Source organism: Streptomyces sp. NPDC048392 (assembly GCF_043200575.1).
Taxonomy (GTDB): domain Bacteria; phylum Actinomycetota; class Actinomycetes; order Streptomycetales; family Streptomycetaceae; genus Streptomyces.
Window position 1 is genome coordinate 109,989 of sequence record NZ_JBICYB010000020.1, and the last position, 13,400, is coordinate 123,388.

The 13,400-nt window shown below is 68.9% G+C and carries 14 protein-coding genes; 7 read left to right on the top strand and 7 right to left on the bottom strand.

Going from position 1 to position 13,400, the window contains the following annotated elements:
* Positions 1-20 precede the first annotated feature (20 nt).
* Entirely contained in the window at positions 21-590 is a 570-nt protein-coding gene (locus ACGFYH_RS24820; protein WP_393805356.1) for a hypothetical protein, read from the bottom strand.
* 236 nt (positions 591-826) lie between these two features.
* Between ACGFYH_RS24820 and ACGFYH_RS24825 the strand changes: the two genes are divergently transcribed.
* Complete coding sequence (locus ACGFYH_RS24825; RefSeq protein WP_393805357.1) at positions 827-1,090, top strand: hypothetical protein; 264 nt, start codon at positions 827-829, stop codon at positions 1,088-1,090.
* A gap of 166 nt (positions 1,091-1,256) precedes the next feature.
* On the opposite strand, the gene ACGFYH_RS24830 is transcribed toward ACGFYH_RS24825, so the two are convergent.
* Positions 1,257-1,622 carry a hypothetical protein gene (locus ACGFYH_RS24830; RefSeq protein ID WP_393805358.1) on the bottom strand — a complete coding sequence of 122 codons (366 nt, stop codon included), beginning with the start codon at positions 1,620-1,622 and terminating at the stop codon, positions 1,257-1,259.
* A gap of 612 nt (positions 1,623-2,234) precedes the next feature.
* Between ACGFYH_RS24830 and ACGFYH_RS24835 the strand changes: the two genes are divergently transcribed.
* A complete protein-coding gene (locus ACGFYH_RS24835; protein WP_393805359.1) occupies positions 2,235-2,867 on the top strand; it encodes a dihydrofolate reductase in 633 nt (210 codons plus the stop codon).
* Positions 2,864-3,706 (top strand): alpha/beta fold hydrolase, encoded by an 843-nt coding sequence (locus ACGFYH_RS24840; RefSeq protein ID WP_393805360.1) that lies wholly within the window; start codon positions 2,864-2,866, stop codon positions 3,704-3,706. The genes ACGFYH_RS24835 and ACGFYH_RS24840 overlap by 4 nt, the downstream gene beginning before the upstream one ends.
* A 316-nt stretch (positions 3,707-4,022) precedes the next feature.
* On the opposite strand, the gene ACGFYH_RS24845 is transcribed toward ACGFYH_RS24840, so the two are convergent.
* Both ACGFYH_RS24845 and ACGFYH_RS24850 read right to left on the bottom strand, forming a co-directional pair.
* Positions 4,023-4,844, bottom strand: a complete 822-nt coding sequence (locus ACGFYH_RS24845; protein WP_393805361.1) for an HD domain-containing protein — start codon at positions 4,842-4,844, stop codon at positions 4,023-4,025.
* Between the two features lie 335 nt (positions 4,845-5,179).
* Positions 5,180-6,085, bottom strand: a complete 906-nt coding sequence (locus ACGFYH_RS24850) for a LysR family transcriptional regulator (protein ID WP_393805362.1) — start codon at positions 6,083-6,085, stop codon at positions 5,180-5,182.
* 212 nt (positions 6,086-6,297) lie between these two features.
* On the opposite strand from ACGFYH_RS24850, the gene ACGFYH_RS24855 reads away from it, so the two are divergent.
* Positions 6,298-7,233 carry an SDR family NAD(P)-dependent oxidoreductase gene (locus tag ACGFYH_RS24855; protein WP_393805363.1) on the top strand — a complete coding sequence of 312 codons (936 nt, stop codon included), beginning with the start codon at positions 6,298-6,300 and terminating at the stop codon, positions 7,231-7,233.
* A 352-nt stretch (positions 7,234-7,585) separates the two neighbouring features.
* Positions 7,586-8,026, top strand: a complete 441-nt coding sequence (locus ACGFYH_RS24860) for an OsmC family protein (RefSeq protein WP_393805364.1) — start codon at positions 7,586-7,588, stop codon at positions 8,024-8,026.
* Between the two features lie 602 nt (positions 8,027-8,628).
* Here ACGFYH_RS24860 and ACGFYH_RS24865 read toward each other — a convergent pair.
* The 3 genes from ACGFYH_RS24865 to ACGFYH_RS24875 all read right to left on the bottom strand — a co-directional run bounded on the left by ACGFYH_RS24865 (position 8,629) and on the right by ACGFYH_RS24875 (position 11,624).
* Positions 8,629-8,979 (bottom strand): hypothetical protein, encoded by a 351-nt coding sequence (locus ACGFYH_RS24865; protein WP_393805365.1) that lies wholly within the window; start codon positions 8,977-8,979, stop codon positions 8,629-8,631.
* Positions 8,980-9,484: 505 nt separating this feature from the next.
* Complete coding sequence (locus tag ACGFYH_RS24870) at positions 9,485-9,886, bottom strand: hypothetical protein (protein ID WP_393805366.1); 402 nt, start codon at positions 9,884-9,886, stop codon at positions 9,485-9,487.
* Positions 9,887-10,655: 769 nt separating this feature from the next.
* The gene (locus tag ACGFYH_RS24875) at positions 10,656-11,624 is read right to left on the bottom strand and encodes a helix-turn-helix domain-containing protein (protein ID WP_393805367.1); all 969 of its coding nucleotides are present in this window, start codon (positions 11,622-11,624) and stop codon (positions 10,656-10,658) included.
* A 357-nt stretch (positions 11,625-11,981) separates the two neighbouring features.
* On the opposite strand from ACGFYH_RS24875, the gene ACGFYH_RS24880 reads away from it, so the two are divergent.
* Entirely contained in the window at positions 11,982-12,416 is a 435-nt protein-coding gene (locus tag ACGFYH_RS24880) for a peptidoglycan-binding protein (protein ID WP_393805368.1), read from the top strand.
* Positions 12,417-12,676: 260 nt separating this feature from the next.
* Positions 12,677-13,111, top strand: coding sequence for a peptidoglycan-binding protein (locus ACGFYH_RS24885; RefSeq protein ID WP_393805369.1), 435 nt, complete (start codon positions 12,677-12,679; stop codon positions 13,109-13,111).
* Positions 13,112-13,400: the final 289 nt, after the last annotated feature.

Below are 13,400 nucleotides of genomic sequence, written 5' to 3' on the forward strand. Positions count from 1 at the left end.
CCTTCAGGCGGGCGAGGACGTCACTGCATGAACGGTGTGACGGAGCGGGCGTGCCCCCACATGCCGTGCAGCTGCGCAAAAGGACGCTGCTGTTCGCCGTGGAGGGCGTTGAGCACCACCAGGCATCCCGTCAGTGCCGGCACCGTCCATTGCGCGTAGGCCAGGTGACGGCGGGCCTTGTCGAGGTCGATGGGGTGGCGCTCGGCCTTCTCGGTGTCCTCCGGGGCGGAGGAAGACGCCAGCTCGACCTTCTTGCCGAGCACGCGGGCGTAGGCGGTGGCGGCCAGGGCCGCCGCGGTCACGACCGTCTTGGCCGTGGTGGAGGCGGCCACGCCTTTCTGGGAGGAGACCCGGTGGGCGTTGGCGGCGAGCAGGCCGCCCCCACCGAACAGGTGCGCGCCGATCGCCGCGGCATTGACCGGAACCCACTTCGCCCACCCGACCGAGGCGATGCGGGCACGGGCGGCGACCGTGGAGCCCTCGTTCTGTGCCGCCCCGTTCAGGCCGACGGCGCCCATCAGGGAGCCTCCGAACCATGCTGCCAGGCCTACATCGTGCAGGCTGCGGATGACGGTGTTGCGTCCGGACATGAGAGTGCTCCTTCGCCCAAGGGGGGTCACTGGCCGGCGAAGTGCCGAGCCTTCCCCACTCTCGCCGTCACGTGCCCGTACCGCTATCGCGGCTGGTCCAGTCGGGTGGGCGCCGGCTGGGGCACCGGGGGCTCCGGACACGGCGAGTCGGACGGCGGCCGACGCCGATGGAATTCGACGCTCGGGTCGGTGTCCAGTGCGAACAACAGGACCGGGCGGACCCTCGACCGGGACGTGTGCGCAGGCTCAAGGCCGAGGCCGATCACGACCTCACTGCCGACGGCCCCGACTTCGCGGCCCAGGCGATCGCGGCCGGCCCGGTGGACGAGTACCACCTGTTCCTCACCAGGAGCGTGGTCGCCGGCGGCAAGCGGGTCTTCCCCGACGGCGCGCACCTGGTCTCGTGCCGACCGAGGAGCGTGCCTTCGCTTGTGGACTGTTCTACGCGCGCTACCGGACCCGCCGAGCCGCACCGGCTTCGACTGCCTCACCAGCTATGACACGACTTCGGGATCCCTGATGGAGTCTCACCGCGTCGGACCGAGGTGCAACCTGGCCGAAGGAGAGGGGGAGTCGGCGGCGCTGGACTGTGGCCGGGACCGGGGCCGGGGCCGGGGGCCAGGCCAGGCGGCCAAGCCGCTGCCCTCGCCACCCGCAGAGAGCGGGCTATCCCAGCTGTGTCCTGACGTGGTCGATCACTTCGTCGAATTCCTGAGTCGGTGAGAAATCCACGTATTCGCAATCCTCCAGAGCCTCCGGGGCGTGGCCCGGCGCCCAGTAGAAGGCCTCACCGGCCTCGTACATTTCCTCCCCGTCCTTCGTGTGCATCTTCAGCCGCCCCTTGAGAAGGTATCCCCAGTGGGGACACGGGCACAGATCGTCGGTCATGCCCTGGAAGGCCGGTGTCATGTCCGTGCCCTTCGCGAACCGCACGAACGAGACGCTCATGCTCCCTCCGAGCTCCTGTTTCCGCAGCTCCGCGCCGACACCTTGGATTTCGACCGGTGCGTCGTTCCTGTTCGTCGCCGTCATGACTCCTCCAACGGTTCTCGCACAGTGCGGCCACGCCACCAGTTTCCGCCCGGTCGGAGGCCTCCGCGACTGGTGGCAGAGCCGCAGCAGGCTCCGGTGGAGGGCCCGCGCCCGGTACCGCCTTGGGCCGAGGTGAGTGCTCCCTGACCGCCTCCAGCAGATTGGGACACTCGGTGGTCCCCTCTGGCGCGAGAACGCACGGCTGAGGCGTGTGGCTGTCGTCGTCCTGTGTCTCGTACGGTTCGGGCGGCGCAGGGAGGATGCCGGTGACCTCACCGGCGGAACACCAGAACAGCGCGGTCCGGAGTTTGTACCCCGGTGGGTGCTCGAAGGGACATCAGGGATCCGGAGTACGTCGGCCCCGCCGGAAGAAGGCAGCAAGGGGCACGCCGCGCACGTACAACTGGGCCATGGGCAGTAGGGCGTCCGGATGCTCGTGCCAGTCGTGTGGCGCGGCGCAGTACGGCCGCGGCTCGTCGGCGGGCCGTAGCAGCGGCCCCTCGCCGGAACTGTTGTGGGGTGACGGCGTCCCGGGGCGGGGGCGGGCCGGCATCCACCACCTGCTTCAGGCGTGAGCGATGAGTCCGGGCAGCGGATCGGGTCTGCCTTGACGTGAATCGAAGTATCGCTGACATCTGGTTCCCTATCGACGGCTTCGTCGCCGAGTCTCGCCTCAGCCCGGACAACGGTCCGGAAGCCGGCGGCGAGGTCCTGCACACACGGGCCCGTTCCAGCGCCCCCGACGACCGACGGGTCCCGCACGGGGGCACCCGCGGGTCGGGCGCCGTCGTCCCCGTCGGTCGCCTCTTCGACGTGGCCGACGGGCCGAAAGGCTGGGACGCGACGTCCGGCTACGGCGTCCGCGAGGCCGGTGAGTCCGCGTTCGTCGTCGCGACGAGTGCGCCGCCGGACCCGGTGCGGACGGCCCACATCGACTGGACGCTCGTCACCACCGGTCAGTCCGACGCCGTCATCACCGCGCGCGAGCGAGCCGAGGCGGCGCCGTCGGACAGCGGCAAGGACCTCGACGCCATCCTCACGTGCGGCGGCGCCGCGATCGGCTCCGTACCCGGCGCTCGGCACAGAGCTGGTCGACGCGCCGACGCCGCACCTCGCACCCACCCTGCTGGGCGCCGGAACACCCCTGTGCACCGGCGGGGCGCCGCGCTCGCCGGTGCAGTGGAGCGTGAGTTCGACATCGACCGCGACGTACCTGACCTACGACGTCTTCCGGTGATCCGATGAACATGGTCAACGCCAATGGAATCGCCCTGGGTATCGAGTCGTTCGGTGACGAGGACGCGCCACTCGTGCTGCTCGCGGGCGGGCCGACGCTGCTCTCCTGGCCCGACGCGCTGTGCGAGCGCCTCGCCGCCGGCGGGCGCCGTGCGGTGCGCTACGACCTGCGCGACAGTGGGGAGTCGACGACGAGGGACCCGCAGGCGCCCGTCTACACTCTGCGTGGCCTCGCCGCCGACGCGGCGGCCCTTGCCGACGCGCTCGGCGGGGGGCCTGTGCACCTCGCGGGGATCGGCGTCGGCGGGATGGTCGCCCAGGTGGCCGTGCTCGACCACCCGGGCGCGTTCTCGGCGCTCACCCTGGTCGGCACCCGCGCGGTCGCCCCCGGCCCGCCCGATGACGACCTCCCCGACCACGACCAGGCGGCGATGAGCCGGCTGTTCGCGCGTCCGATGCCCGATTGGACCGACCGCGAGGCGGTTGCCGAGTTCGCCGCCGCCCGCGCGGAGATTCTCGGCGACGACCCTGACGCCGCGCGCGCGACCGCTGCGCGTATCTGGGACCGCACGCCCGGCACCGCAGCACCGGTCCAGATGGCCAACCAGATGGGCATGGTGTTCTCCAGGCTCGACTGCAAACCTCGCTGGCGCGAGCGCCTGCCCGGGATCGAGGTCCCCACGCTCGTCGTCCACGGCCGCCGCGACCCGTTCTTCCCCGTCGGTAACGGCGAGGCGATCGCGCGTGAGATCCCCGGGGCACGGCTGCTCGTCCTCAAGGAGGCCGCAACTGCGATTCCCGATGCGGCGGTCGGCGAGGTTACCGAGGCAATGCTCACGACCGGATAGAGAACGGTGGTGCCGTGCGCCTCCAGCGGCCCCCACACAGCAGTGGACGTCGGACCCGGTTCGGGCGCGCGCCTGCGATCGGTGCCAAGGACGCGGTGACCCTCGGACAGTTCCCGGCTCAGGCACCTCGCCTGTCGGGCGCAGGCGCGCGCAGAGGCTGCGGGTGTCTGAGGGCCGCGCCGGGGGCAGGCGCTGAACATCGGCCCGGTCGATCTTCTGTCCTACCGGGAGCCCCGTCGCCCGGTCCCGAGACCACCTGGCACATCACCAGATCGCGGCACCCAGTACAGGGGATCGCTCGGCCTGGCAGCTCTCGTCACTCGTCGAATGGTGCGGCCAGCAGGAGATCTTCGACGGTGGGCACCGGGAAGTCCGGGAAGTGGCGGCGGCCGACCTCGGCGAAGGGATGCATGAGCACTGACATCGGCTTGGTGCGGCACAGCGAAAGTATGTTGTTGAGGGCGTCCTGTTTGAACCCGGTTCTAGGGAAAAGGGCGACAATTTCGGCGAGAGCGTCGGACGGGATCTGCTGGACGCCGTTCCCGGTGAAATCAAGCGCGGAACCGACGGAGACGATGCCGATCTCCGGCCTCTTCCGGCTCGCGACGCCTATGTTGGTGTGCAGGGCGATGGCATCCCAGACGACTTCCATCCGCTCGGCTGACATACGCCGCTCCCGCAGGAACCTGCGGGCGGCGTCGGCGCCGTCGATCTCAAAGCGCTCGTCCGGGGTCTGGTAGGTCGTCACCAGCCCGAGGTCGTGCAGTACCGATGCGATGAAAGCGACCTCGCGGTCATAACGGATGCCACGCCGGTCGAACAGCAGCGAGCCGTACAGGTACGTCCGCATAACATGGTTGAAGAGTGTCTCAGAAAGGACCCTTCTCGCGAACTCCGCAGTGGCCCGGGCCAGTCCGCTGCAGGGGATGCGCACCCCGGCCACGACTGTGGGGAGGGCAGCGCCATGCGCGTTCGAGGAAGCGGCCCGCACTGGGGCTTTCGCATCCGCCACCGCGGCGGCCGGACTCGACGCTACGGCAGCGAGAGCGGGGGCGGCACCGATGGCAGCGATACCGGCAGCACGGTCCAAGGCCGTGCGCCGGTTGATGTTCTTTGCCGCCTTGACCTCTTCGGACACGAGGATCCGTCCTTCTGCCGAGAAGTGAATAATGGAATGCTGCAAGCGTATGAAGGGATTTGCCTTCTCGGCAGTAGCGAAAGTGTCGAGGATCTACGGGTTCCTGCCAGGAACGGAGTCGCTCGTGGACAGGACGCACTCCTCGGTGCGCTGCGGTCGGTGATGGCCCGGGCCGGGATGTGCGGGCCCCGGCCGACAGCACGCCGCACGGCCCAGCGGGCGCCGCTCCGCAACCGGCCCGCCCTCCCGGGCCCGCTGACCCGGCCGGGGCAGGGGTTGCGGTCGGTGAGCCGTACCCATGCCGGACCGGATCACGGCGCTGACGTCGGCCGGTCTCACCCGCCTGCCGTCAAGTCGACGTTCGAGGCCAGCTCGGCGACGACGTCGACGAGTCGGTGCAGCGCCGGCGAGGTGTTGCCCGGCAGCCACACCATCTCGGTGTGCGCGTAGGCATCCTTCAGCGGGACGAACACCACACCGGTGTCACGGATTGTGAGTGAGGACCGGACCAGCCGGGTCACTCCGAGCCCCGCGGCGACCAGGCCGAGCAGCTCCTGCACGCTGTCGGCTTCCCGGACGACATCGGGCGCGAAGCCCGCTTCGCGGAACTGCTCGCCGTATGCGCGGTGCCAGGGCGGCCAGGAACTGGGCGGCGTCATGACCCACGGTTCACCCGCCAGCTCGGTCAGCTCCAGTTGGGAGCGCCCGGAGAGCGGGTGGTCCGTCGGCAGCACCGCGCACACCGGTTCGGTCGTCAGGACCCTGGACTCCAGGCCGGAAACGAGCGGGGGCCGGGTGAAGGCGACGTCCCGACGCCCTTCGAGGACGCGGTCCACCAACTGCGCGATGCTCGTGGTCTCCGTTGTCAGGCGCAGGTCCGGCAGCTCGCGGTGCACGGCCCGGACGACGGGCGGCAGAAGCTGGTTGGCGACGGACGTCAGGAACGTGGCCCGAAGATTCCCGGCCTCCCCCCGCAAGGCGCGGGACACCACGGCGACCGCTTCGTCGGCCCTGTCGACGGCGGCACGCGCCTCTGCGACGAAAAGGGCGCCGATGTCCGTCAGCTCCGTCCCTCTGCCGCCGCGCTCGAAGAGCTTGGCGCCGAGCAGGCGCTCCAGGGCGTTGATCTGCTGGGAGAGCGACTGCTGCGCGATCATGAGACGCCGGGCGGCCCGCGTAAAGCTCCGTTCCTCTGCGAGAACGAGGAAATAGCGCAATTGCCGCAGCTCAGGGGTGGTCACAGGAACAGACTGTAGCTTCGTCAGGCAGCCTCTGTTGGACCGGACGCGGATCCTTGCGCACTGTGGTCACGAGGCCCTTCACAGGCGGACGGCACGGAGCGGACAGAAGACGACGGCTCGCTGCGCGGGGAGCCGTGAGGATCCGTATGTCGGCGCCCTTCTCTTCGGACGTGTCCCACTTGGGCAACAACGCACGACCATGGGAAAAGATCATGAATGCATCCCGTAGCACCACTCCCTTCACCGCCGACTCGACTGCCGCCGACGTCATCGCCGACATTCGGCTCACGGGACGACGCGCCGTCGTCACCGGCGGCTCCTCGGGCATCGGAGTGGAGACTGCCCGGGCTCTGGCCGCCGCGGGCGCCGAGGTGACCTTGGCAGTGCGGAACGTCGAGGCGGGCGAGAAGACCGCCGAGGACATCCGCACCACCGGGGGCGGACCAGTCCATGTCGCTCGGCTCGACCTGTCCGACCAGGGATCGATCGCCGCGTTCGTCACCACCTGGGAGGGCTCCCTGGACATCCTGATCAACAACGCCGGTGTCGCGGCGGCCCCGGAGGCGCGGACGGCGGAGGGATGGGAGCTTCAGTTCGCCACCAACCATCTTGGTCACTTCGCCCTCGCGACCGGTTTGCACGACGCGCTGGCGGCCGCCGGCCGGGCCCGGGTCGTGTCGCTGAGTTCGAACGCCCATCTCCACGCACCCCTGGTCTTCGACGACATCGGCTTCCGGACGCGGCCGTACGACCGCCTTCTCGCCTACGGCGAGTCGAAGACCGCGACCGCGCTGTTCGCTGTCGAGGCGAACAGGCGCTGGTCCGCCGACGGCATCACCGTCAACACCGCCAACCCGGGTTCGGTCGTGACCAACCTCGGCCGTCACCTGACCGACGAGGACGTCGCACGACTGCCGGCCTACGACTACACGACCCCGCAACAGGGTGCTGCCACCTCCGTCCTGCTCGGGACGTGGCCGGGGCTCGAAGATGTCGGTGGCCGATACTTCGAGTACTGCAACGAAGCCTTGCCGTTCACCCCGGACAAACCGACACAGGGTGTCGCCGACCACGCCCTCGATCCCGAGGCGGCCGCGCGGCTGTGGCAGGTCTCGCTCGACATGCTGGCCGCGGCCGGGCACGGCTGACCGAAGGCCGGTGGCAAGCGCGGTCACGGCGGTACCGGCCTCGCCCCCGTGCAGGACTCTCCACTATGTTCCCGCCGACGGCAGCCTGCACGGTCTGACCGGCTGCACCCAGCCCTGGGCGACGCACTGTCCGAGCAGGGCGGCGCCCACTCGGGAACCCATTTGCGGGCCCCTGACTCAACGAGCTGAGGAACATCTGCGCGCAAGGGAATGAGCGTCGACCACGGGCCGGGCCCGGCCTGCATCGTCTGCGAGATCGCATCCCGCGGGCAGCGCCAGGAGCGCGCTTCACCCGGCGACGAGCGGGTCCGGCGCCGTGGGCCGCTACGTCGATGTGACTAATGTGAATGACATGAGCGAACACACAGAGCGTTCCGTCGTCGTCGAACGCACCGGCAACGGCCAGTTCGTCGCGACCAACACCCGCGGCGGATCGATCAGTTTCGGTACGTCCCCGGACAGCGGCCAGGACACCGGGTTCACTCCCGTCGAGTTGTTCCTGGCCGCGATTGGCGGCTGCACGGCGGTGGACGTCGATGTGGCCACCGGCCGTCACGCAGAGCCCACCCGGTTCTCCGTGACGGTTACGGGGGACAAGGTCAGCGACGACATGGGCAACCGCATGACGAACCTCGAGGTCGCGTTCACCGTGGCTTTCCCGGACGGCGAGGGAGCGGAGCGCGCCCGCGCGGTCCTGCCCCGCGCAGTCAAGGCCTCTCATGACCGTCTCTGTACCGTGAGCAGGACCGTCGAGATCGGCACACCCGTGACCACGACGGTCACCGACGCCTGACACTCGTGTCGCGTCCGCTCGCGGAGCACTGGTGAGGTGGTGTGCGGCCCTTCGGTGTGATGCGCTCTCGCGCCCTTGGCAAGACGCCGCGTTCCGCGCTTTGGGACGCGGCGACATACCTGCGTGTCCACGGCGAGAGGGAGACGGCCGAGCCACATCTCGACGAGGCCTGCGAAGACGGCGCCGAGCAGTTCGGGGACGAGGCGGCACTTGAAGGCACTGCGTGTGCTCCAGGGCGACGATTCGACGCGGGACAGCCCTCGGAGGAGCGCGGCCCCGGCGTCTTACTGGACGTGCCCGGCTCAAGGTCGGTGAGCTCACTCCCGACGTGGAGAACCTGCGGGCCCGGGTGTCCCCAGGCCGAGTGGCTTGACCTGCTCAAGCTGAACGTGGGCGCCGACGTCGCGCTCGACCAGGTCCACCTCGGCATCTCCGGCGCCGAGGGCAACCTGAGGAAGGCACCCGGACCTCAGATGTCCAGCGCCGGTACAGCGGGCGCCGCCGGGAGGACCGGGGAAGGCGGCCCAGGCTGCGCTCTGCCTCGTCTCTATGAGAACGCGCGGGCGCGCGACGGTGGGCCGGGAGCTGCGCAGCCCGCGACTTCAAACGCTTGCGCCCCTGACCGCTGCCGAGCCGCGGGCCTGGGTGAGGACGCCGTCTTCGCGACCGAGCCGGAACTCGCCGTCCGCGTGATCAGCCGGTTCCTCGACGCCGGGCACCGCGTGAGCCGGACCGCAGGCGACGAAGTCTACGGCGGCAACCCGAAGCTGCGGGCCACGCTGGAAGAGCGCGCGGACGGCTACGCGCTCGCCGTCGCCTGCTCGGCCGAAGTCACCACCGGTGCCGGACGGCCCCGCGCGGATGCCCTGGCTGCGAAGCGCGCAGGCGGGGCGGTAGAAGCTGTCGGCACGGGCCGGCGCCAAAGGCCACCGCTTCTGCGATTGGGCCGTCATCGACCTGGCTGCCCGACCCGGCAGTCATCAGCCGCTGATCCGCCGCGACCGCACCGCCGGTGAGACCGCCAATTACCGCTGCTTCTCACCCGTCCCGATGCCTCTGACCGCCCTGGACCGCGGCGCCAAGTTGAATAGTGGGCTGGGCGGAACAGACCTTCCAGGCCGGAAAGGGCCTGGCCGGACTGGATGAGTACCAGTCCCGTCGCTACCCCTCGCCGCCCTGCTGGGTCACCCTCGCCATGCCCGCCCACGCCCTCCTCGCGGTGACCCGAGTCGACGCACACGTCCGTCCCGCTTCGGACGGGCTGATCCCGCTCATCTGCAACAAGCTTTGGCACCTGTTCACGACGCCGGCCGTCCGGCCCGTCCACGACTTGGCACACCGTCTCCGCCGGTCCGGCCGGCGCCGCCACCACCAGGTTCGAGCGCAGGCCGGCCATTACCGCCGACAAGTCGCGCGTCGGATACTCGGATACGAAGATCACGACCGGCGGCTGGAGTGTTAGGCGGTCTTGCAGAACTGGGCGAGTCCGGTGTTGATGTGCTTCGCCTCGTCCTCGGTCACCTCGTGCGAGCTGCTGCTGAATCGCTGCTGGGCGCTCTGCTCCAGTCGCTCGGCTCCTGCGTTGATCGCGGCGCACTGGTTGCGGGCGTTGTCGATGGCGTCTTCCTCGTCGGCGGCCAGTACCGGGTTGACGTCGAACAGGACGGCGAGCACGTTGTCACGGGCTTCGCCGGCCGGCTCCGGGGGGATACCGGCCTTCTTCTCGGCGGCGGAGTGGTCGACGCTGGGGCTCGCGGCCTTGGTGGCCGGGGCGGCATCGGCGCTGTCGTCGTCGTTGCTGCACGCCGACAGGGCGGCGAGGGCGGCGACGAGGACGGCGGCGGTGGTAGTGCGCTTCACGGTGTGGTTCCTCCACGGGTTCGGGTGTGTCTGCTGTGAGACACGGCCGGGGGAGGGATGGTTGTACTACTCGGTGTTCTCGGATCTCGACCGCAGTGCGGGCGCCGCGCGGAGGCTTCACCGCCAATCCTCCTCGTCGCCGACGGTCGACGTCGGCCACTGGCCCTCGATCGCGCGATCGATCTGTCGATGGAGTGACCGGATCGCCGCGCCACGGCATCCTGGGGTGAGGCAGCCGCGGGTCAATGGGAAAAGTGTGCGAGTGGACAGCTGCAGTGCGCTGCACCCTGTGCCCTGCCCGGTGTCAGGACAGCCGCTCGGGGACGGTCCTTCAGCGTTACACCCATCTCCGCCCACGTCCCTTCCTACGGGACGGCCCACGGAACGTCGGAGCAGTTCAAACCGTGTAACACGCTTCTCTCAGCAACCGACTCCCTGTCCCAGCACAGAACAGATCAGGACAGCCCAGAACAGTACAGAACTGCACAGAACAGCTGGGACGGGACAGGGGCCTGTGTGGTCGTCAGCGCAAGAGGCCGGACTCGGCTTCGAAGACCGGCGTCGACGGCCCGGTCACCGTGGCGCTGGGAGTACCGATGTCTGCCGCAGACCGCACCATCGACCACCTCGGCCCGCCGCTGGCCGCCCTCCTCACCCGGAACGTCAGCGCCGAGAACCGGTCAGCCGCGGCCGTCCGCCGTCGGAGAGCATCAGGCCGAGACATCGGGAGTCACGCCGAACGATGAACAGCCCCGGCCGCATGGGGGCATCAGGCAGAGGACTGGGGTTGATGCAGGTCTCGCCAGTCGCGAGGTGTTACGCCGTATGCCTGTTTGAACACCTTGCTGAAATGGGTCGGGTTCGGAAAGCCCCAACTTCGTCCTACTGCCGCGATGGTCCGCTGCCGCCTGTCCGGGCCGGCCAGCTCTCGCCTGCATTCGGCCAGGCGGCGTGTACGAATCCAGTCTCCGAGGCTGATTCCGGATCGGGACAGCACGGTGTACAGGTGGCGCACGGAGATGCTGTGTACGGCGGCGATCCGTGCGGCCGACAGGTCGGGATCAGCCAGATGCTCTCGGATGTATTGAGTGATCCGCAGGCTGAGTGTTGCCTCCAGCGGCCTCTTGGCAAGGGCGGCGGCACCGTGCTGGGACGTCAGGACGGCACGGAGAAGTTCGACGCTGGGTTCGACGACGGCGTCGGCGTGGACACCCCGGTGCAGCTCGTCGCTGGCGGCCAGTTGGGAGAAGTAGCTGAAGGCGAGACGTGCAAGGGGGTTGTCGGGGCCCAAGGCGAGCGTGGAGGTCTCTCGCAGAAGCCGGTCGGGGAGCGCGAGTGCCGCCCGGGGGAGACGCAGGAAGTGGTGGTCGACTCCCTCGTCGAAGAGAAGTGTGTAGGGAGTGATCGATTCGTAGACAGCGAATTCCCCCGGCCCGAGCACGCATTCGCGACCGTTCTGCGCCACCAGGCTGGTGCCGGTCACCTGGAGGCCGATGAAGACGGCCGGCTCATGGTCCTGCCGTGCCAGCCGTTCCGTCCGACGGATCGTGACCGCGGTCGCCCGTGCCGAGCAGATCCTGAGGGGTCCCGCGGCACCGAGCCCTATGCGAACGGACATGTCCCCGGGCGGTGGGCGGTGGTCGATATCGACTGCCACCACGGACTTCCACACCGCGTCGCGGACCACTTCCTCCCGGTCCTGCGGAGGTATGGACGCGGTGTCCAGGACCGGGCTCATGAGACAGGCCTTCGCCCGTGGAGGTCACAGAGCTGGGCTGACAGTACCTCGGCCGGTTCCCTCACAAGCCACCCCTCAACGTGGACGGTTCCCGACAACAGTCTGTCGGGGCTCTCTCCTGATACGCAACGGCTCCCGCAGGCGCAGGGAAGAACCTCCCCTGACGCGGTGTCCACAGCCGTGCACCCCTGACAAAGTTCCCCGCGTGCAGGACAAAGTCCGACACGCACCATGCCCCTAAGGTCCATGAGCGAGGCCAGAGAAAGAAGATCTGCCTGCCGTTGGGACGTCGAGCGACGCCCACGTACGTGCCGTCCGGATGTCGGCGTCTTCCCCTCTCGAAAGGAACCGACAGGCATGCCCAAGTCAGGAAGAATCAAAGCGGCTCTCGCGACGGGAACCATGATGGCGGCCCTCTTCGGCGGGGTGGTCACCGCTGCCCCGGCTCACGCAGCAGACGGTGTGTGCACCGGGTCCACTGCGGTCCAGAACGGGTCGACCGGCCGGCACTTCGTCTACCCGATCAATGTCGCGGACTTCACGATCTACTGCTATCTGCAGTATGGGCACACCGGTCCCGGGGTCAGAGCCCTGCAGAAGAACATGAACAGCTGCTACGGCAAGAGCCTCGCACTCGACGGCGTCTTCGGACCGGCCACCAGAGATGCTCTCCGAAACGTGCAGAGCAGAATCGGTGCGGGGGTTGACGGCGTCTACGGCCGCGAGACCATGGGCAAGATGAAGTGGGCCCGCTACAGCAACGAAACCGGCGCGCGGTACGACTGCGTCTGAGTCCCGGCACAGCCCCGGGTACCCCACTGATCAATGGCTCCACCGGTCAGGGCAGGGCACGGCTCCTTCCGGACCCCTCCGGTCGCTCAGGACAACCGTCCGCGGCTGGACGGGCCCAGTCCTGCTCGAAGGCGGCCTGTCGCTGAGGTCGTCAGCCGTGAGCCGGCCCGTAGTGGTGACCCCCTCATACCGAACACGACCCTGCGTCGCGCCACTGACGCCCCACCACACCCCTACGTCCGCATATCTGGAGCGTGACTGTGACTACCCGACTCGTCAAACGGTTCAAATTCCTCTTCACCGCGGGTACCCTGACGGCCATCCTGGGCAGCGGCCTCGCAGCTACGACCCCCGCGGCCGCGGCCTCTCCGGTGGAGTGCAACAGCGTCGAAGTCATTCCGATCACCAACGGTTTCGAACAGCGCCTGCCCGCCTACAACAACACGGCCCAGGACTGTTACCTACTGCTCGGCAGCAGAGGCCCCGAGGTCGAGGCCCTGCAGATGTCCTTGAAGGTCTGCTACGACTACGGCATCGCTGCTGACGGGATCTTCGGACCCCAGACCAGGTCCTCCCTGATCGCCGTCCAGAAGAAGATCGGGGTCACCGTGGACGGTGAGTACGGCTACCAGACCTACAGCCACATGCGTTGGCCCTACAGGCTGCGTTCGGGTGGCTCCTGGTTCTGCGGCTGACTTCCAGGCGCTCGACCACCAACGGAAGAGCACCTGCTCCTCGTCCGTCGGGCGGACAGGTCCGTGGCGAAGTGCCTCCAGGACCTGCTGCTCGCCCGATCCGGCACGGAGCATGCGCCAGCCCCCGAGTCAGCAGACTGCCGACTAGTACTCCAGCCGGACTTCGGTGTATGTCCTGGTCAACGGCTTGAGCGTGGGGATTGTAGCGGGGTGGTGCCGGGTGCGGGGTGGGTTCGCCCGGCCTGTCCCGCGAACGAGTGGCCGCGCCGTGTGTAGTGACAGCGACGGG